15 protein-coding genes and 1 other annotated feature are annotated in these 21,585 nt (G+C 35.7%); of the genes, 4 read left to right on the top strand and 11 right to left on the bottom strand.

The annotated features are described in order from the left end of the window. Window positions 1–35: 35 nt before the first annotated feature. The gene (locus tag ACHZK0_RS24750; RefSeq protein ID WP_395760978.1) at window positions 36–1,478 is read right to left on the bottom strand and encodes an alanine/glycine:cation symporter family protein; all 1,443 of its coding nucleotides are present in this window, start codon (window positions 1,476–1,478) and stop codon (window positions 36–38) included. 333 nt (window positions 1,479–1,811) lie between these two features. Continuing rightward, complete coding sequence (locus tag ACHZK0_RS24755) at window positions 1,812–3,242, bottom strand: alanine/glycine:cation symporter family protein (RefSeq protein ID WP_395760979.1); 1,431 nt, start codon at window positions 3,240–3,242, stop codon at window positions 1,812–1,814. A gap of 300 nt (window positions 3,243–3,542) precedes the next feature. Between ACHZK0_RS24755 and ACHZK0_RS24760 the strand changes: the two genes are divergently transcribed. Continuing rightward, window positions 3,543–4,181, top strand: a complete 639-nt coding sequence (locus tag ACHZK0_RS24760; RefSeq protein WP_262740537.1) for an NAD(P)-dependent oxidoreductase — start codon at window positions 3,543–3,545, stop codon at window positions 4,179–4,181. Between the two features lie 40 nt (window positions 4,182–4,221). Here the strand turns inward: ACHZK0_RS24760 and ACHZK0_RS24765 are convergent, their stop codons facing one another. From ACHZK0_RS24765 to ACHZK0_RS24780, 4 genes are all read right to left on the bottom strand, one after another. Then, entirely contained in the window at window positions 4,222–8,643 is a 4,422-nt protein-coding gene (locus ACHZK0_RS24765; protein ID WP_395760980.1) for a putative mucin/carbohydrate-binding domain-containing protein, read from the bottom strand. A gap of 575 nt (window positions 8,644–9,218) precedes the next feature. Further along, window positions 9,219–10,139 carry a thioester domain-containing protein gene (locus ACHZK0_RS24770; RefSeq protein ID WP_262740535.1) on the bottom strand — a complete coding sequence of 307 codons (921 nt, stop codon included), beginning with the start codon at window positions 10,137–10,139 and terminating at the stop codon, window positions 9,219–9,221. Between the two features lie 113 nt (window positions 10,140–10,252). After that, complete coding sequence (locus tag ACHZK0_RS24775; protein WP_395760981.1) at window positions 10,253–11,092, bottom strand: aldo/keto reductase; 840 nt, start codon at window positions 11,090–11,092, stop codon at window positions 10,253–10,255. Between the two features lie 16 nt (window positions 11,093–11,108). Continuing rightward, entirely contained in the window at window positions 11,109–12,272 is a 1,164-nt protein-coding gene (locus tag ACHZK0_RS24780) for an MFS transporter (RefSeq protein ID WP_395761743.1), read from the bottom strand. Window positions 12,273–12,646: 374 nt separating this feature from the next. Here ACHZK0_RS24780 and ACHZK0_RS24785 point away from each other — a divergent pair, with 374 nt between their 5' ends. From ACHZK0_RS24785 to ACHZK0_RS24795, 3 genes are all read left to right on the top strand, one after another. Further along, on the top strand, window positions 12,647–12,994 hold the full coding sequence (locus tag ACHZK0_RS24785) for a winged helix-turn-helix transcriptional regulator (RefSeq protein WP_262740533.1): 348 nt from the start codon (window positions 12,647–12,649) through the stop codon (window positions 12,992–12,994). A gap of 430 nt (window positions 12,995–13,424) precedes the next feature. Further along, the gene (locus tag ACHZK0_RS24790; protein WP_001115312.1) at window positions 13,425–13,865 is read left to right on the top strand and encodes a DUF1641 domain-containing protein; all 441 of its coding nucleotides are present in this window, start codon (window positions 13,425–13,427) and stop codon (window positions 13,863–13,865) included. 44 nt (window positions 13,866–13,909) lie between these two features. Next, window positions 13,910–15,088, top strand: coding sequence for an NAD(P)/FAD-dependent oxidoreductase (locus ACHZK0_RS24795; RefSeq protein ID WP_097915657.1), 1,179 nt, complete (start codon window positions 13,910–13,912; stop codon window positions 15,086–15,088). A 211-nt stretch (window positions 15,089–15,299) separates the two neighbouring features. Here the strand turns inward: ACHZK0_RS24795 and tyrS are convergent, their stop codons facing one another. The 5 genes from tyrS to ACHZK0_RS24820 all read right to left on the bottom strand — a co-directional run bounded on the left by tyrS (window position 15,300) and on the right by ACHZK0_RS24820 (window position 21,381). Further along, entirely contained in the window at window positions 15,300–16,559 is a 1,260-nt protein-coding gene (gene tyrS / locus ACHZK0_RS24800) for a tyrosine--tRNA ligase (RefSeq protein ID WP_270606339.1), read from the bottom strand. A 52-nt stretch (window positions 16,560–16,611) separates the two neighbouring features. Next, window positions 16,612–16,827: a binding site (T-box leader), on the bottom strand. Window positions 16,828–16,923: 96 nt separating this feature from the next. Continuing rightward, complete coding sequence (murB, locus tag ACHZK0_RS24805) at window positions 16,924–17,841, bottom strand: UDP-N-acetylmuramate dehydrogenase (RefSeq protein ID WP_061679268.1); 918 nt, start codon at window positions 17,839–17,841, stop codon at window positions 16,924–16,926. Window positions 17,842–18,230: 389 nt separating this feature from the next. Continuing rightward, the gene (locus ACHZK0_RS24810; RefSeq protein ID WP_000573651.1) at window positions 18,231–18,626 is read right to left on the bottom strand and encodes an SET domain-containing protein; all 396 of its coding nucleotides are present in this window, start codon (window positions 18,624–18,626) and stop codon (window positions 18,231–18,233) included. 166 nt (window positions 18,627–18,792) lie between these two features. After that, a complete protein-coding gene (locus tag ACHZK0_RS24815; RefSeq protein WP_270606340.1) occupies window positions 18,793–20,295 on the bottom strand; it encodes a DUF4077 domain-containing protein in 1,503 nt (500 codons plus the stop codon). 27 nt (window positions 20,296–20,322) lie between these two features. Next, window positions 20,323–21,381 carry an endonuclease/exonuclease/phosphatase family protein gene (locus ACHZK0_RS24820; RefSeq protein WP_270606341.1) on the bottom strand — a complete coding sequence of 353 codons (1,059 nt, stop codon included), beginning with the start codon at window positions 21,379–21,381 and terminating at the stop codon, window positions 20,323–20,325. Between the last annotated feature and the right edge of the window lie 204 nt (window positions 21,382–21,585).

The following is a 21,585-nucleotide window of genomic DNA, read 5'->3' on the forward strand; positions in this document are numbered from 1 at the left end:
AAATGAGCATCAAGTTTTACTTGATGCTCACCTCATTATACTGCTTTTTCTTTATCAGCTACTGCTGGCTTATCCCAGCACTCTGTATTATTCAAACCTGAAATAGACTCCGCATAGAAGACTGGATCTTTTCCTTGTTTCTTTTGCTTAATGTAATCTGTTAATGCCGCGAAAGCATACTTAGAAAGGAATACGATCGCAACTAAGTTAATAATAGCCATAATACCCATGAATAAATCTGCTAAATCCCAAACGATTTGAATTGTTGCTACAGATCCTAACATAACCATACCAAGTACAGCAATTCGATAAGCATTTAGTAACACTTTACTTCCATTTAAGAACTCAATATTTGTTTCACCATAGTAGTAGTTACCTACTAATGAACTAAATGCAAACAAGAAGATTGCAACTGCTACAAATATAGACGCCCACGGTCCGATATGTTGGCTTAATGCTTGCTGCGTTAATTGAATACCATTTAAATCCGCTGCATTATGCACATCTGATAAAAGGATGATAAATGCTGTACAACTACAAATTAATAATGTATCTGTAAATACCCCTAAAGTTTGAATGAAACCTTGTTTAACTGGGTGCGTTACGTTTGCAGTCGCAGCTGCGTTCGGCGCACTACCCATACCTGCTTCATTTGAGAATAATCCGCGTTTTACCCCTAGTAAAATCGCAGCTCCTAATCCTCCGCCTACTACTTCTTTAATTCCGAAAGCATGTAAGAAAATTTCTTTAAATACATATGGAATTGCCGTAATGTTTGTTACAACAACGAATAATGCCACTGCTACATATATAATTGCCATTACTGGAACAATCATTTCAACCGCACGTGCAATACGTTTTACTCCGCCAAAGATAATAACTGCAAGTAAACCAGCCATTACAAGACCTACTAATCTACTATCTGTTTTGAATGCCCCATCAAAAGCAGCAGCTACAGTATTAGACTGTACAGCGTTAAAAATTAATCCGAAACTTACTGTTATTAAAACAGAGAAAATAGCTCCAAGCCAGCGCTTATTTAATCCTTTTTCCATATAATAAGCTGGGCCACCACGGAACGCATTCCCATCTTTCACTTTATAAATTTGCGCTAATGTGCTCTCTACAAACGCAGAAGCACCCCCAATTACCGCGATTAACCACATCCAAAATACTGCTCCTGGTCCACCTGCTGAAATTGCGATAGCTACACCAGCCAAGTTACCAGTACCTACACGAGAAGCTGTACTCATACAAAAAGCCTGGAATGATGATACACCACTCTTCTCTTTTTGTGCCTTCCGCGTTTTCGAACTTGCCCCATCCCCAAGCAATCGAATCATTTCACCGAAGTAACGAACTTGGACAAATTTCACACGAAACGAAAAGTAAAGTCCTAACCCAATTAACATCGCAATAATGATATATGACCAAAGGACATTATTTATATCCCCAATTACCTTAGCTAAAAAATCCATAATCGCATTGCCCCCTCTTCCTAACAATAAGAAAATTATATTCTAAAAACTTTTAGTAATCAAGAACTTTATGTTAGGTTTTGTAACATGAATACGTTAATTCTCTTAACATATATGTTTTCCCACGTGAAAATATAACCAGTACGTGCATGTATCCAACACTCAATCAATCATCCCATTCGACCAGTCCTACTTTTAAGACAGTGCACTCTCTACAAATAACGAGAATAATGAACAAACAAAGTTATATTAATAATTCCCTCTCACCCTTTTCATCATTTACTACAATAAAAAAAGACGAGCATCGAATTTATCTCGACGCTCGCCTTTTCATTACACCGCTTTTTCTTTATCTGTTACTACTGACTTATCCCAACACTCTGTATTCATTAAACCAGGAATAGAATCTGCACTGAAGACTGGATCTTTTCCTTGTTTCTTTTGCCTTACGTAGTCTGCCAAAGCAGCATATGCAAATCGTCCAAGAAGTGTAATTGCAATTAAGTTTGTAATTACCATTAGACCCATAAATAAATCTGCCATATTCCATACGACTTTAAGCGTCGCAACAGAACCGAATAATACCATTCCCACTACCGCAATACGGTAAATCGTTAACCAAGTTTTACTTTGTTTAATGAATTCAATATTCGTTTCACCATAATAGTAGTTTCCTAAAAGTGAACTAAATGCAAATAAGAAAATAATAATCGCTAAGAAACTGCTCGCCCATGGGCCAATTTGTGAACTTAATGCATTTTGCGTTAATTCTATACCTTCTAAATTCGTTGCTTTATACGCACCAGAACATAGTACGATAAATGCTGTTGATGTACATACTAAGAATGTATCCACTAAAACACCAATCGTTTGAATAAAACCTTGTTTCGCTGGATGCGTTACGTCAGCTGTTGCTGCCGCGTTCGGCGCACTACCCATACCTGCTTCGTTCGCAAATAATCCGCGCTGAATACCATATTTCATCGCAGCACCGATACCGCCACCTACAGCTGAATCTAAACCGAATGCACCTTTAAAGATTTCCGTAAAAACATCTGGTATTAAATAGAAGTTTTTAATGACAACAAAAATAGCTACCGCAATATAAATAAGCGCCATCGGCGGAACAATCATTTCCGACATACGTGCGATACTTTTTACACCACCAAAAATAATAACCGCGACTAATACTGCTAATACAATCCCAACAACGTAACGCTCAATACCAAAAGCGTTTTTAAATGCTAATGTAACTGTATTTGCTTGTACTGAGTTAAAAATTAATCCGTAACTAATTGTAATAAGGATAGAGAACCAAATTCCCATCCAACGTTTATTTAAACCTTTTTCCATATAATAAGCAGGACCACCACGGAAGCCACTGCCATCTTTTATTTTATAAATTTGCGCAAGCGTACTTTCTACAAAACTTGAAGACGCCCCAATAATCGCAATTACCCACATCCAAAATACCGCTCCAGGTCCTCCCATAGAAATAGCTAACGCTACCCCAGCTAAGTTCCCGATTCCAATACGAGCTGCTGAACTCATACAAAATGCTTGGAAAGAAGATACACTACCTTTTTTACGCGTCTTTCCAGTTAATCCATCACTCATTAGTCTAACCATTTCCCCTAAATGAGTAATTTGTACGAATTTTAATTTAATAGAAAAATAAAGACCTAAACCAATTAACATTGCAATAAGAATATATGACCAAAGAATTGTATTCGTTGATGAAACAAATTGTTCCAAAATATTCATACAATTAACCCCTCCTTTTCTCCATAAAACGAATTATATTTAAAAAACATTTAAAAATCAACATTTTTCGACAATTTACAATTTCCAAATATTAGCCATGCACAAAGTAACAATATCTTTAAGACTCTCCTTCCTCTAACTGTACATACTAAAACAAAAAATAAATCTAAAAACAACACCATTGACAAAAGTACCAACCTGTAACTATAATGATTACAACAGGTTGTAACAAACCTAATTACAATACATTCATTCACTTTCAGATATACACTTTAACAAAACACTTTGGAGGGATTTATTATGAAAATTGGAATCATCGGAGCAACTGGTAAAGCAGGAAGTCGTATTTTAAAAGAAGCATTAGATCGCGGACATGAAGTAACTGCAATCGTAAGAAACGCTGCAAAAATTACAGAAGAAAACGTAAAAGTTTTAGAGAAAGATGTATTCTCTCTTACATCTAATGACCTACAAGCATTTGACGTAGTTGTAAATGCTTTCGGCGCTCCAGCAGGCGAAGAGCACCTTCACGTAGATGCAGGAAACGTACTAATTGAAGCGATGAAAGGTGCACCAAACACAAAATTACTTGTAGTTGGCGGAGCTGGAAGCTTATTTGTAGACGAAGAAAAAACAACACGTGTATTCGATACACCAGGTTTCCCAAATGAATACCTTGCAACAGCTCAAAACCAAGGAAAAAATTTAGAAATCTTGCAACAAACAAACGATATCACTTGGACATTCATCAGTCCTTCTGCATTATTCGCATTAGGAAAACGCACAGGTTCTTATACAGCTGGCAAAGACAACCTTCTTGTTAACACAAAAGGTGATAGCTACGTAAGTTACGAAGACTTTGCAGTCGCTGCACTTGATGAAATCGAAAATCCAAAACACGTAAACGAACGCTTCACAGTCGTTTCTGAAGCTGAATAATAGAAAAAGCTCGTAAACATAATGTTTACGAGCTTTTTTATTATTGAACTTTCTCTAAACCATCTGGAGTAATCTTAAAGGAAATTTCTTTAAACTTTTTCGCATCTCCTTTTCCGACTAACTCACTCTTTTTATACCAATTCAAGCGATCTGATTCAGCATGATATACTTTCACTACATCCCCATACTGGAATGAAGTGCCATTTACTTGCTCTGCAAAATTCTTTGAAGTTTCTTGTCCTTCTGCTGTTATATGCTTTTTCTCATTGCCATTTTGATCATATAGTGTAATTCCCATATATAATTCATTTTTAAAGTAGCTATGAATTTGTTCATTTGTATACGTTACATGTAATTTCTGCTCTTCATGATTGAACGTTACTATAGAACGAATTACGTCACTAAGCCCTTTGTATACAAGACTATCTCCATACGTTACTTCCAATGCTACTTCTGTTACTTTTTTATTTCCAAAAACATCTTTCGTTTCTACCTTCACTGTTCGCTTACCAATTGTTGTCGTATCCGGAGTCTCTACAAAACCTACTACTTCTCCGCCCTTTACTTCAACAAATTTCTTCGCGTCTAGCGTTTCGCTATTTGTTCCAATTACTACTTTTTGCGGATTTGCTTTTACTGTTTGCTCGCCGTCTAATCTTTCAAATCCATTTTTAGTGATTTTGAAGACTAATTCCTTTATCTCTTTACTTTTTCCTTCGCCCACATATACATCTTTTTGATACCAATGTAAACGAGAAGATTCCGCATGATATACTTTCACTACATCTCCATACTCAAATGCAAGTCCATTTACTTCCTTAGCAAATTCTTGCGTATTCTCTAAACCTTTTACCGCTATATTTTTCTTCACTGTTCCTTCTTTATCGTACAATGTGAATTCAAAATACTTTTCATCTTTAAAGTAATCATGAATTAGGTTCTTTGTATCTGTCGCACTCAGTTTTTTCGTATCATGATGCAAAGTTACAATTGATTTCAAATCACCATCTCTATAGCTCAATCCATATACAAGTAGGCTATCTCCATATGTTACTGTTAGAGGAACTTCTGTCACTTGCTTATTTCCAAACATATCTTTCGTTTCTACTTTCACTTGTTGTTCACCGATTTTTGTTGTATTTGGTTTTTCTACAAATCCAACTACTTCTCCATCTTTCACGTCAACAAAGTCCTTTGCATCTAACTTCTCAATATCTGTTCCTACTACTACTTGTTGCGGTTTCGCTGTTATTTCTTGTTGATTCGCCATTCTTTCGAAACCGTGCTCCGTAACTTTAAAGACTACCTCATGAACGCCATACTCTGTATTCACAAATTCATTCTTTTTATACACTTTAAATCTATCAAACTCTTTTTGATATACTTTTACTACATCACCATATTCAAAAGTCATTCCATTGAATTGCTCTGCAAATGCTTTTGTATTTTCAGACGCTTTTACAGATACTGCTTTCTTCTCTTTCCCATCTTTATCATATACAGTCATTTCCATATATTTCTCATCTGCAAATGACGTATGCATTTTACCTTCTGAATCTGTCGCGCTAAATTTTTTCTCGTCATGATTCAACGTTACAACTGATTTAATGTTCGTTCCGCCATAGCTCGTCCCAAAGAACATAATGCTATCACCGTAAATTACTTCTAACGATACTTCCGTTACTTTCTTATTCCCAAAACGATCTTTCGTTTCTACTTTTACTTTTTGCTCACCGATTTTTGTTGTATTTGGTTTTTCTACAAATCCAACTACTTCTCCATCTTTCACCTCAACAAAGTTCTTTGCATCTAACTTCTCAATATCTGTTCCTACCACTACTTGTTGCGGTTTCGCTGTTATTTCTTGCAACATGTCCATTCTCTCAAAGCCTTTTTCTGTCACTTTGAAGAATAATTCTTTTGCCCCTTTTTTCTCACCTTGACCAGTAAGGGTATTATTTTGATACCATTTCAAACGATCCGGTTCTGCGTGGAATACTTTCACAACATCTCCATACTCAAACTGCACTCCATTCACTTGCTCTGCAAAGTTCTTTGAAGTTTCTTGTCCTTCTGCTGTTACACGCTTTTTCTCCGTTCCATTTTGATCGTATAAAGTGATTCCCATATATTGTTCTTTATCAAAGTATTTATGAATTTGTTTATTCATATCAGTTGCATGTAATTTCTTCTCATCATGCTTTAATGTTATAACTGAAGCAATTTCATTGTTATACCCTACATATGCAATGCTATTTCCATAAATTACTTCTAGCGATACTTCCGTCACTTGCTTATTCCCAAAAGCATCCTTCGTCTCTACTTTTACTTTTTGTTCTCCAATTTTTGATGTATTGGGTTTTTCTGAAAAACCAACCACTTCTCCATCTTTTACTTGTACGAATTCTTTCGGATCTAGTTTGTCTACATCCATTCCGACTACTACCTTTTGCGGTACTGCTGTCACTTCTTGTAAACTATCTTTTAATTCGAAGCCTTGCTGAGTAATTTGGAATAATTTCTCTTTTTTATTTTGAGCTTTCCCTTGATCTACAAGTGCATTATTTTTGTACCACTTCAAACGGCCTGGTTCTGCATGGAATACTTTTACTACATCACCATATTCAAAATCCAATTCATTTAGTTCCATCGCAAATCTTTTTCCCGTTTCTTGTCCTTCTGCTGATACACGTTTCTTTTCAATCCCATTTCGATCGTATAGCGTTAAGCCCATATATTCTTCTTTTTCAAAACGGTAATGTATTTCATTATTAGTAAAGTTTACATTTAATTTCTTCTCATCGTGGTGAAGTGTCACTGTCGACATTACATCATCTGAAAGTCCTTGAAAAACTATACTGTCATCATAAACTCCGTTAACTTGGACAGGAATTGAATTTTTATTTCCTTTCTCATCCTCAATTTCTACTAACACTTCCTGTTTCCCATTCTCTAATTTAGGCCATACAATCTTTCCTGTTACTTTTACATTCTCACCTAAATTTCGAACAAGTTTAACCGCTTGTTCTTCATCAAAATTCGTACCAACTACAAGGTTTTGTACCTCATTAGCAGGTTCACCATACGGAACTTTATACGGTTCAACTTGCTTCTCGCGAATATCATTACTATCTGTAGCTTTCCAAATTTCCTTTTCTAATTTAGGTAAATTTAATTTTTCTATTTTTTCTCTAATATCATCATTTGGCGTTAATCCCCATTCCTCAAAGAAAGGAATTAAATTTTGCCCTGCCACTTTTGATGTCATATAAATAAATAGCTGCTTTTTCTCTTCATCAGACGCAGGCATTTCACTCTGAGGTAACAAACGATAAGCTTGATGTAACCTAGGATAAAAATGTTCTCCATAAACTACATTTAATTGCCAAAACATTGTAAGCGGATTAATGTCATCAATGAATCTTTCTGCTTTAGGTTTCTCTAAATACTCAAATGAGTTTTTATAGTGCTCATCCATTTCTAATTGATTCCCTAACGCCTTTTGAACAGCTAATGAGTAAATATTTACTGTAACTTCCCTTACTTTAGACCACTTCCAAGGTTCTTGCTGATGTAAATGTCCAACTTCATGCCACGGTCCCCAACCATCCTTTTCAAGCACTTCTATATCTAAAACTCTATTCATTGCCGTCGGGATATATCCTGTATGATAATTTTTCGCAAACATAAAGTCATCTTCAGCAGGCTTCCTTTTCTCAACAAACTGAGCATAATGAATTGGAGATTTCGCAACCCCAACACCGTCCTCAGATAATCCTGCTACTGCATTTTCTATTCGAATAATCTTATCATGCAATTTCATTAATTCTATCGGGTCTGTGTTTTTCATAAACTTTTGTATAGAGCTCGGACTAGCAGTAATTAAACTTCTCTCACCTTTTAATTCCACCGCATAAGGATCCTTATATTTTTTTAACATTTCATCCCAATCTTTTTTCGTATGCTTACCTAAAATAAATAAAGGGAAGTGACTACCACCATTCGTAACTGAAGCTGTTACTTCTCCCCCATTATTCATATTGTAAAAATATAAAATACCGCCTCTTGGAGATGAAATAACATTTTTCCCTGGTTTCAAATCAAACTCTTCTGGATCCTTTTCATCATAAGATCTCGTTCCAATAAAAGCTTGAATAGACTGCGTTCCTTTTATGTCAATTGTAATCTCTTCATTTGGCTCTGCATAAATCCCAGTCGGTTCATTAGCGGAAAGTTTCCAAGTAACTCTTAAACGATTATTTTCTTCTTCTACGCTACCTTTCCCCGGCAACTGAAATATTCTCTGCTCAAATTTATTCTCTTTAACCTCTTCTAATTGCCCACCTTTATTTTCTTCCAAAGGTGCTGCATATCCTTTTGATGCTTCGAAAGCTACTGGCGATAATAATGTTGATATGCATATTCCAGCTACTAATACCCTACTCTTCTTTTTCTTCGACATAATCTGTGTCCCCTGTTCCTTTATTTAGAGAAACTATCCTATATATATTCATTTAATAAGACATCCTATTATTTTTATAAAAACATGTAATAAATAGACTAACACCTCGCACACCTGTATCAATTACTACCGCATTCCTCTCCATGTATTCGCTTTCTTACATTATAAAATTTTTTATGTAACGTATCCTCCTCACTTCCCTCTACTTGTGATGAGTTCTCTCTACATAAAAAAGAGAATAGTAAAAGATATATTTTCAGTATTGTCATCTATACATCTAAAGTTATGAATAATAATAGAAATTTACATTTTCTTCATATATGACCATCTATAGGTAGTTTTTCCAACTGAATTTTACACGCTTTCCACACTGTTTGATAGCCTTTCCAATCAGAATAATGTTACAATTTTGTGAATATAATCTATTAATTGTAACGTTTGAATTTCAATATATTTATATTATTTCTAAATAAAGTTTAAACTGTATAAACAGTACTTTTATCCCACATTTAATTTTTTTAATATAATTTTATCGTTCACAGAAAAAGCATTGGCACACGGCCAATGCTTTTTCATTATCTCTTTTGATTCGGTTTATGTGGTTCATTTGGAGTATATGGTTTATTATCGTGGTCATGACTATGTGTTTTTTTCCAACTTACCGATAACTCCGGACTTGTTTTTTCCTCACTTCGTTCAAGTAATACGACTGCATTTTGAATTGTTGGTGTGCCCTTATGTGCGATACCTTGTAGCTTCGTTAATTTCCCTATTACTTTAAAGCTAAATCCACCAGCTGGTGTTTGTTTCGGAATTAAGATGCGGAACTTTTCTCCCACATTAAATTCCGTTTTTGCTTCGCCCTTTTCATTTACAAACTTCGCGCCCGCTGGTGCACCTGTTGCTTGCACTTTATACGTTCCGCTTTTCGCATTTGTTTCTACTGTATATAAACCTGTTTCAAAGAAATCATTTTTCAATACTGCTTGTTGTTCTTCTGATGGCACAACGCTCATCGTAATTTCTTGTAATTCTTCACTAGCATTTGCTTTTGCAACAATGTCTTTCGTTACCTTTTCTACATTTTTATTTCGGAAATCTAAATCATTAATATCGATTTGTTTTAACGCATTCCATACTGCAAGCTGCGTTGCATAATGTGCTTCTCTCCAATCAGAAACACCTAATTCTTGTGGACTCTTTTGTGGATATCCATTCAATAGTACGCGGTACACGTTAATATCCACTTTCCCCATTTCCGGTAAGTCTTGACCACTTGGAGATTTCAAATCTACATTTAAACAAAAGGCAATTTTGCCATCTGCCGTTTTAATAAGTTCTGTTCGGATTGGCTTCTTTTTGGACTTACTATAACTCCAATCCATTTCATACTTTGTATGATCCATAACTTCTGCAAATGCTTTTTGAAGCGGGAATAACAGAAATAAAACACTTAAAAACATAGCTAAAAGTTTGAACGATTGCTTTATATTCATGTTTACAGCCCCTTAATAACAAACTTAATACTAAGTAGTATTTAATTAGAAAATATTTTTATGCACAAAAAAAGAGTGCATAAAGGCACTCTTTTTTCTTTCCTACTTTAATCTTAGAAATCGAAGTTATCAGGATCTGGACCAACGCGGTGATTTTGATTTAACGCATCGATTTTTTCCATATCTTCTTTCGTTAATTCAAAGTTAAATACATCAGCATTTGCAATAATACGGTGTTCTTTCGTTGATTTTGGAATTGTAATTACTCCATTTTGAAGATCCCAACGTAAAATAACTTGCGCTGTCGTTTTACCGTGTTTCTCAGCAATTACTTGTAATGTATCGTTATCTAATAATTGACCTTGCATTAGTGGTGACCATGCTTCCATTTGAATACCTTGTTCTTTACAGAAAGCTTGTAGTTCTTTTTGTGTTAAACGAGGGTGGTATTCTACTTGGTTAATCATTGGTTTAATTTCTGCATCTTTCATTACATCTTGTAAGTGATGGATTTGGAAGTTACTTACACCAATTGCACGTACACGCTCTTCTTTATAAAGTGTTTCTAGCGCTCTCCATGTATCTTTATATTTTCCTTCTACAGGCCAGTGAACAAGAAATAGATCTAAATAATCTAGTTCTAATTTCTTTAAGCTCTCTTCGTATGCAGCAATTGTTTCTTCATATCCTTGATCTGCGTTCCATACTTTTGAAGTGATGAATAAATCTTCTCTTGAAATACCAGTTGCTTCGATACCTGCACGAATTCCTTCACCTACAGCTTTTTCATTTCCGTAAATTGCAGCTGTATCGATACTGCGGTATCCAGCTTTAATCGCTGATTTTACAGCTTCTACAAGTTCTGGTCCTTCTTCTACTTTAAATACACCTAAACCGAACCAAGGCATTTCTACACCATTATTTAATACTGCTTTACTTTGTAAGTTTTTCATTTTATTTTCTCTCCTTTTATTTTACTTGATCTCTTTTTTCTAATGTCATACTCCATGCTGTTAGAATTACAGCACCTACTACCATAAGGCCACCTACCCAAGCAGTATGGATTAATCCTAATGAATTCGTAACAAGGCCACCTATATAAGAACCTAAAGCAATCCCTGCGTTAAATGCGGCAATGTTAATTGCTGAAGCAACATCAACCGCACTTGGAACAAAGCGCTCTGCCAATATAACTACATATACTTGTAGCCCCGGAACATTCATAAATGCGAATAGTCCCATGAAAATAATTGTGATGAATCCAGCTGCTTTAAATGGCGCTGTAAATGTTAAAACAAATAATATAATCGCTTGAATCAAGAACATGTAAAATAGCGCTCGAATCGGATTATGATTCGATAATTTTCCGCCGACCATATTCCCTATCGCAATGGCGATTCCATACACTAATAAAATGATCGTAACGGTACTTGCTTCAAATCCTGTTACTTCTTGTAATAGCGGTGATAAATACGTAAATGTTACGAATGTACCGCCGTATCCAAGTGCAGTAATAATGAAAACAAGTAACAGTCTTCCATTTTTAATTAGTTTGAATTGATCACGAAACGATACAGGTACACCATTTTTTAAATTGGATGGGACGAGTATGCTATTCGCGATAAAAGCAATAATTCCAATTACAACGATCGCCATAAATGACGCTCTCCAGCCAAACTCTTGACCGATAAACGTTCCAATTGGCACACCTGTAATAGTTGCAACTGTTAATCCAGTAAACATAATCGCAATAGCACTAGCACGTTTATTCTCTGGTACAATCGCAGCCGCAATTGTAGATCCTATCGACATAAACACACCATGTGCAAACGCAGCTACAATCCTTGCGATAATTAGTACAGTGAAGCTTGTCGCTACCGCCGCGATACCATTACCAATAATGAAAATAACCATAATCCACATTAATAATGTCTTTCTCGACATACTTGCCGTTAACGCTGTTAAAACAGGAGCTCCTACTGCTGCTCCTAACGCATATAAGGAAACCGTTAAACCGGCTGTTGTAACTGAAACATTTAAATCTTTCGAAATAGATGGTAGTAAACCGACACTAATAAACTCGGTCGTACCAATCCCAAACGCACTAATTGCTAGTGCTAATAAAGCAAACATACTTCTTCGATTCGTCTGAACTTCCGAAGATGGTACTGTATATGAACTCAATTGAATTCCTCCTTATTACAAGAAATCCAATCATAATAGTGTGATAAAAAGGCCCTTTTATCTTCTAAAAAAATATATTTAATCTCTACAAATGCTATTATGAATGGTTTCATTCTTTTTTTGAAGAACGCACTTTAAAGTACTATAGGCACCAAAAAGTAACATAGTCACTTTTCAGTAATGTACTACTCATTTGCCTCTTACATGTGCTATTATGAAACATATTTAACATGATAAAAAGTACGTACTTTAAAGTGCTATAGGTACTAAAAAGTAACATTTGTATGATTTGGCTTACTTTACTTACAAAAGGAGGGCTTTATATGAAGAAATACAATATTCCTGTAGAAGCGACTTTAGAAGTTATCGGCGGAAAATGGAAGGTTGTTATCCTTTGTCACTTAACGAAAGGTACAAAGAGAACGAGTGAATTAAAACGTCTTATGCCTGGTATTACACAAAAGATGTTAACACAGCAATTACGCGAGTTAGAAGAAGATGGAGTTATTCAAAGAAAGGTATACAATCAAGTACCACCGAAAGTAGAGTATTCCCTTACAGACTACGGTTGGTCTTTAGAATCCATTCTTGATTCTCTTTGTTCCTGGGGCGAATGCCATCTTGAAAAAGAAGGTAACACATCGATGCTAATTACAGAAGGTGAACAATAAAAAAAGGAAAAAATGAACATAAATTTGTCCATTTTTTCCTTTTTTTATTTATATATACGTACATTTCTTAGCTTAACAAAATAATTTATGCGCTTTCACACCTTGTCAGTACTACGTTATACACTTAATATCAAATAATTAGGAATCATTTTTATGTTAACATAGGTGTATATAGTATATAATATAGGATATATATTATATACACTTTCCGATAAAGGAACTTTCCATTATGCGGACAAGCCAAGTATCGGACAGTTCATAAATAATAGGTAGGACATTATGGTTTTGGATTTATGATTTCAGCTTACTTGCTGTCATAAATTTAAAGGCATTTTATTGTGCTTTGTGAAACTTTGTATAAAGTTTCGCAAGCGTTTACTATCTTACCTATCAAAAATAAGAGTATTGCTATCGTAAAGGAGAATTGGAGATGCCAGAAACTATGACTCAAACAAAGCCAGAACAAGAAACTGTACAAATTTCTGCTAGCCAAGGACAACTTGATGTACTTGATCAGTTGTTAAAACCTGAGGTACAAGAATCATTAACTACACTAGTAGAACAGCTTCCAAAATTAACTGAGCTTGTTAACATTTTAACTAAGTCTTATGACTTCGCTCAAACTGTTGCTACTGATGAAGTATTAAAAAGCGACACTGTTAGTGCAATCACAGAGCTTGTAGAGCCTGTAAAAGATACAGTGAAAGGCATGGCTGCTACTGCTATCGAAGCGAAAGATCGTGCTGACGAAAGCAACGAAGTTATCGGCCTGTTCGGTCTATTAAAATTATTAAAAGACCCACAAGCACAAAAAATGTTCCGCTTTGTGAACGCATACCTTCAAATTAGTGCAGAACGTAACAATAAATAATTTAACTTATAACAACAATTAGTAAAGACGGGGGATATCATACTATGTCAAAACAAATTGTCATCTTAGGCGCTGGTTATGGCGGTCTTCTTGCCGCTTTAAACGTACGTAAATATTACAGCAAATCAGAAGCACAAGTTACAGTGATTAACCAATACCCAACGCACCAAATCATCACTGAACTACACCGCCTTGCAGCTGGTAACGTTGCTGAGCAAGCAATTGCAATGCCACTTACAAAGCTTTTCAAAGGTAAAGACATCGATCTTAAAATTGCAACAGTTGAGTCATTCTCAGTTGATAGCAAAGAAATTAAACTAGCTGGTGGCACTACTTTATCTTACGATGCACTTGTAGTTGCTTTAGGAAGTAAAACTGCTTACTTCGGTATTCCAGGACTAGAAGAAAACAGCATGGTATTAAAATCTGCTGCTGATGCAAACAAAATCTACAAACACGTTGAAGACCGTATTCGTGAATACGCGAAAACGAAAAACGAAGCTGATGCTACAATCGTAATCGGTGGTGGCGGATTAACTGGCGTTGAGCTAGTTGGTGAGCTTGCTGACATTATGCCTAAACTTGCAAAAAGCCACGGCGTAAACCCAAAAGAAGTTAAACTTCTTCTTGTTGAAGCAGGTCCAAAAATCCTTCCAGTATTACCAGACCACTTAATCGAACGTGCAACTACTAGCCTAGAAGCACGCGGTGTTACATTCTTAACTGGTCTTCCTGTAACAAACGTTGCTGGCAATGAAATCGACTTAAAAGACGGTCAAAAACTTGTTGCTAACACATTCGTTTGGACAGGTGGCGTACAAGGTAACCCATTAATCGGTGAATCAGGTCTTGAAGTAAACCGTGGTCGTGCAACAGTTGATGCATACCTACAATCTACTTCTCACAAAGACGTATTCGTTGCTGGAGACAGCGCTGTTGTCTTCGCTCCAGACGGACGTCCATACCCACCAACTGCACAAATCGCTTGGCAAATGGGTGAGTTAATTGGATACAACTTATACGCAGCACTAGAAGGCAAAGCATTCGAAGAGTTCGCACCTATAAACTCTGGAACACTTGCTAGTCTAGGACGTAAAGATGCTGTTGCTACAATCGGAGCAAGCAATACTCCACTTAAAGGCTTACCAGCATCATTAATGAAAGAAGCAAGTAACGTTCGTTACTTATCACACATTAAAGGTCTATTCAGCTTAGCTTACTAATCTGAATATAAGCCCGAATCATGCCCTGCATGATTCGGGCTATTTTTATCCGTAATTTTCTCTAACTTACTTATTCGGCAGAAGAATAAGTTAATCCTCTATAATTATCAAAATATACTGACTTTTGACAATAAAAGCTGCCCCGTTTTGGAACAGCTTTTATTGTCATCTTTTGTCGGTAAATCGATGATATAATTTTCAACCTCATTCATTATCCTAATTTAACTAGGCTGTAGTTCTTCTTCCCTTTACGAATAATGATAAATCGTCCATCAAATGAATTTTCTACAGTAACATCTGTCCCCACATCTGTTACCTTTTCGCCATTCATCGAAATAGCTCCATTATTAATATCTTCACGCGCTTGTCGTCTAGATGGTTCAATTCCTAAATCAACTAGCCATTCTACGATGTTTTTCGTCTCTTTTGAAGACTGGAATGTTGGCATCTCTTTAAAGCCTTGTTCAATTTCATCAGCTGTTAACGATTTAATATCTCCGCTAAATAATGCTGCTGTAATTTTCACGGCTTGTGAAAATGCCTCTTCGCTATGAACGAATTTCGTCATTTCTTCCGCTAATACTTTTTGTGCTTCACGTTTATGAGGCTCTGTTTCTACCTTCGCTGCCAATTCATCAATGCGCTCTTTCGTTAAGAACGTAAAGTATTTCAAGTATTTCACTACATCACGGTCATCTGTATTCACCCAGAACTGGTAAAATTCAAATGGTGTTGTTTTTTCAGGATCAAGCCAAACCGCACCACCTGCAGATTTACCAAACTTCGTACCATCAGATTTCAATAATAACGGAATTGTTAGTCCGAATACTTTCGCTTCGTGCCCTTCTAACTTACGAATTAAATCTAAACCACTTGTAATATTTCCCCATTGGTCACTACCACCAATTTGCAGTTGAACATCTTCTTTCGTGTATAAATGATGGAAGTCCATCGCTTGCAAAATTTGGTACGTAAATTCTGTGAAAGAAATCCCTGTATCTAAACGACTTGCTACAATATCCTTTGCTAACATGCTATTAACGCTAAAGTTCTTACCGTAATCACGTAAAAACTCAATAATATTTATTTCATGTGTCCAGTCGTAGTTATTTACCATCTTCACTTCGCTATTTCCGCCAAAATCAAATAGCTTTTTCATTTGTGCTGTTAGCGCATCCACATTACGCTGAACGACTTCTAGCGTTTGAAGTTGACGTTCTGATTGACGTCCGCTCGGATCACCAATTGTTCCTGTTGCCCCGCCAATTAAAATAACTGGATGATGGCCAGCTAACTGGAATCTCTTCATCATCATAAACGGAATTAAATGTCCGATATGCATACTATCACCAGTCGGATCAACTCCGCAGTATAGTGAAATCTTTTTCTCTTCTACTAGCTTACGTAAACCTTCTTCGTCCGTCTGTTGATTAATAGCGCCGCGCCATTCTAATTCATCAATAATATTCATCTTTTGTCATCCCCTCTATTTTTTTGAAAACAAAAAGTCCCTATGTCTATGACATAGGGACGATTATTCACCGTGTTACCACCCAGTTTGTATAAATAGCATAGCTACTCATACCACTCTTAGCAATAATATCGTTTGCCAATCCGCTTAGCATTACCTAAGATACTCCAGAGTGTAATTCGCAAGTTTGTTTGTGCTAGGTTCCAGCAACCCCTAGCTCTCTCATTAACAGTGACAAACTGCTACTAGGCTCTTTCAGCGTATGTTATTTGTTAAATTATTAGCCATTATATTGAATTGAAAACAAATTGTCAATAATACCTAAATGTTATTTTAAAATAATTCGCATTTTCATACGTATTTTTTATTCTTTATCTTCTCCAATAATTCTTACTTCTCGCTCTAACTTCACTCCAAATTTCTCTTCAACTGTCTTTTGTACGAAGTGAATTAAATCGATATAATCTTGTGCTGTTCCGTTATCAACATTCACCATAAATCCAGCGTGTTTTAAAGAAACTTCCACTCCGCCAATTCGCTTACCTTGTAGTCCTGATTCTTGAATCAACTTACCAGCAAAGTTATTGGGTGGGCGCTTAAATACGCTACCACATGAAGGATATTCTAGAGGCTGTTTTGACTCACGTTTAAACGTTAAATCATCCATTTTCTCTTTAATTTCTTCACGCACACCTTCCTCAAGCTCAAATCTCGCTTCAAGAATAATGTAATGGTTGTTTGCAAATACACTCTTACGGTATCCAAATTCAAATGCTTCTTTCGTCAAAGTACGTAGCTCTCCATCACCTGTCATCACAACAGCTTCTGTTAACACAAACGATACTTCACCGCCGTAAGCACCAGCATTCATATATAATGCTCCGCCAACTGAACCTGGAATACCACAAGCAAACTCAAGACCCGTTAAATTATGATCTAATGCAATACGTGATACATCAATAATTGCTGCACCACACTGTGCTACAATCGTCGTTCCCGTTACAGTCACACCTGTAATGTGAATTAAACTTACTGTAATCCCGCGAATTCCACCATCTTTAATAATGACATTCGATCCATTTCCTAAAAAGGTAACTGGAATATTATATTCGTTAGCATATTTAATAACTTCTTGAATTTCATCATAATTCGTCGGCGCAACGAACACATCTGCTTTTCCGCCAACTTTAATATGCGTATGATTCTTTAACATTTCATCTTGTTTCACATGACCTTCAGGCAATACCGTACTTAAATATTTATAAACCTCTTGCATATTCATTTTACGATTCCTCTATTTCTATATTCTTTTTATCCCGTTATACGGGCCCATAATATCCCCACATACATGAACGAACCTAAAGTGGTGGATACAGTGTACCCAAAATCAATTCGAGACACCTATAAACCTCTTAATTTATAAGAGGTGCCACTCATATTAAAATATATATTGCATAATAAAGCAACCCAAATGGGCTACTAAACTTGACATGTCATCAGAAAGACAACAATTTGTAAAATATATTACTTTTTCAACACACTATCCTTCAGTATCTTACTATACCATACGAAAATATAGTGGTATTTTTTTGTAATCTTTACTTTATTTTCATCAATAAAAAAAGATGCTTTTACCTATGTAAAAGCATCTTTTTCATCACTTATTATAAATTACTTTTCGTTCTCTTCTTTTTCCTTATCAAACCATAATAGTTCGTCATCATCAACTTCACCGTTATAGTTGATTAAAATTTCTTCTCCCGCTTTTATATCCTTATAAGCGAAGAAGTTAAACGTATGATTCTCGAAGACAATTTCATACGTTGCATTCGGATTATATGCATGATTAAATAACATGCCGTATCCTAACAGGAATGCCGTATGATTTACCCCATACTCAAATGCGTAGTCAGCAAGTAACGTTTTCTCAATGTGTTCATGCTGCTCATTCGGATAAGAGATAACTGGTGCTGAGTGAATCAACTCACCCTTTTTAATATCACGAGTTGCAAATACACCTCTATTAAATTCTCCATCACTAAGTTCAGAAGTCTTAACTTCAATCATATGCGTCACCTATTTAATTCTTTCTTTGAAGTATTTTAATTCCGCTATTAGCTGAATTTTATCTCCTTAAGCTTGGCAGAAAACGAGCAGAAAAGCAATTAAATTACTATCAAGAATTCATTTAAATGAAAAAAGAGCACATATGGTGTGCCCTTTTCAAAAAATATTACTTTTCTAGAATATCTTCTAGCAACTTCACTTGCTCGCTAACCGTGTGTAACGTCTTCACTGATGTATCATTTCGATGTTTTTCTTCTTCCACACTTGCTAACACTTCTTCCGTAGCAGCAGAAGTTTGCTGAATTACATTGGAAGCATGTGTAACATCCTTTACGATATTCGTCGTTTTAACTTGGAAACTTTCTTGATGATCAACAATTTCTCTCATTACATCATTAATTACATCAATAAACTTCCCTAAATCTGTTACATTCGTTAAAACACTTGCTAGCATTTCGTTACATTCTTCTTGTACTCTTTCTGATTTCTCTACCTGTACTTCCACTTTACTTGCTTGATTACTAAAATCCTTCAAAATACCTTGAATTCTCCCCGCAGAACGATTTGATTCTTCAGCAAGCTTTAATACTTCATTCGCTACAATAGCAAATCCTTTTCCATGCTCTCCTGCTCTTGCCGCTTCAATATTTGCATTTAAAGCTAGCAAACTCGTCTGACTTGAAATATTCGTTATTACATCTACAATTTCATTAATTTGCTTCGACTGCATCATTAAATCTCTAAATATAATTCCTGATTGTGAAACAACATCATTTAAACTTCTCATATTCGCTTCAAAATTTCGTAAAGTATGTACACTGCCCTTTGAAATTTCTAAACTTTCATCCATACGAAGTGACGCATTTCTTACTTGAGAAATGATTTGTTCAATATTTCCTTCCATATCATTCAATACTTCTACCGAACGATGCATCATCTCTGATTGTGATTGGGTACCAACTGCCACTTCTTCAAAAGCGAAATTAATTTCACTCATCGACTCCATCGACGTATTCATATTTTGTCTTAAATGATTGAAATTACTATCTAACTTTACAACCGTTTCCTCAATAAGTCTTTGCGTCTCTTCTAGCTCCTGAGCTTTCCTCATCACCTCTTGCTTCTCATCACTTAAACGAGCCAGCAGATTAGATCCAATCTTCGTTACGCCCCACATAGCGATCGTTACAATCGCTAACAAGCTTGCGAAGTTTGCAGCTTCAGATGCCGCTGTATAAGCAAAAAATTGCTCCGGCCAATAACTACAAAGAATAAATGTAATAACAACCGCCACTCCGCCGAGAATGATAACGAGACGCTCACTTAAATAAATAAGTGAAACGGCTAGTGTAAAGTAGATCATTTGAAATACAGCCGGGCTTTCATTAAAAGCTTGTACCATAATGAAAGACATCATAAGCAACATAAATGTCATGATATATTTATACATCGCTTCCATGCTTTCTATAAAAGTAAGCAGTGTTCCAAATACAACGACAGAAATACCACAAACCCAAAACGCGATTGCTCTCTCTGTAAAAATATATCCGTAATACCCAATCGCGATTATTCCGAGGAAGAAACTACAAATCGTGATAAACAGCAATAAATGATTTTTCTGTGATTCTTTCTCCAGGTTAGAAAAACAAGTTTTCTTTAACCACTCCATATATAAAGTCCCACCTTCTACACTTAATTACTTCAACTTAAAGACCGCACTCACTGGGTTATGATCACTATTCTCAAACTTTAAATTTTTCCCTTGTACATTTACAATCTCCACATTCGGTGAAACGATAAAGCCATCAATAATCGTGACAAAGTTTTCACCTTCCACATACTTCTTCACATCATCTCTCACCGTCATAACAGACGGATCTACAGCCCACTTAAAGCCACCATCAGTAAAGTCCTTCGGCAACTCTACTAACCATTCTGGACGCTCTTTCACAAACTTCGGATCACTTAACTGAACATCAGAAAGTAATTGATTCCAATCTCCGCCCATTATTACGTAATCACCATTTTTATAATGCTTGTTCATATATTCCTTTAAATACTCTACTTGCTGCTTTCTAATTTTCCCGCCTTCATCATAAGCAGACAAATGTAAGTTTACGAGTCTAACAAACTTCCCATTACTAACAGGAATTTTATGCTCAACAATCGCTCGATCTAAATCAAACAAACGCTTTGGCCAAGGCTCCATTCCAGGAAGCTGGAACCTCTCCGCTGTTTGAACTTTATATTTAGAAAACGTACTTAATCCAGCCTCCGCATATCCCATTGGACTTGTAATTGGGACAGGGACCCATTTTGTATCATAGTTCTTTCCAAATGACGAAGCATAATTAGGTAGTCCCTTTTTCAAAAACTCATGTCCATTTACATCAAAAGATCGCAATGATTTTATATCAACTTCTTGTAATAACGCAAAATCACTATTCTCATTTTTTAAAAACGAAAGCATATTCTTTAAATTCGTTTCCGTTTGCTCTTTACTACTTGAACCAGATCCCTTTCCGCCATCCATAAAGAAATCTTGATCCTTATCTAATCCAGCATATCCAATATTAAATGTTGTAATTTTAAACTCATTGTCAGGCGCTAATACACGCTCCTTATTATTTTCCACCTTTAAACTTATAACATCAGCTGGCTTTTCTTTTGTAAGTGTCATATACGCTAAAAAACCACCTAAAATGCAAGCTCCTATCAAAATACATATAAGTACTATTTTTAATAATTTCTTCAAATAAACGCCCCTTTTCTAAAACACATAACTAAATTACCTTTATTTTCAGTTAAATAAAACTGAATGACAGACATAAGAAATATTTTATCACATCGAAAACCTTATATCACTATATTTAGTTTATAAGCATAATACCCTATCTTAAACCATCACATACATACAAAACGACTCCACTTCTTCACTCTGGAAATTCAATGCAATTTT

The sequence above is a fragment of the Bacillus sp. 3G2 genome (genome assembly GCF_044324725.1).
In the GTDB taxonomy this organism is placed as follows: Bacteria; Bacillota; Bacilli; order Bacillales; family Bacillaceae_G; genus Bacillus_A; species Bacillus_A mobilis.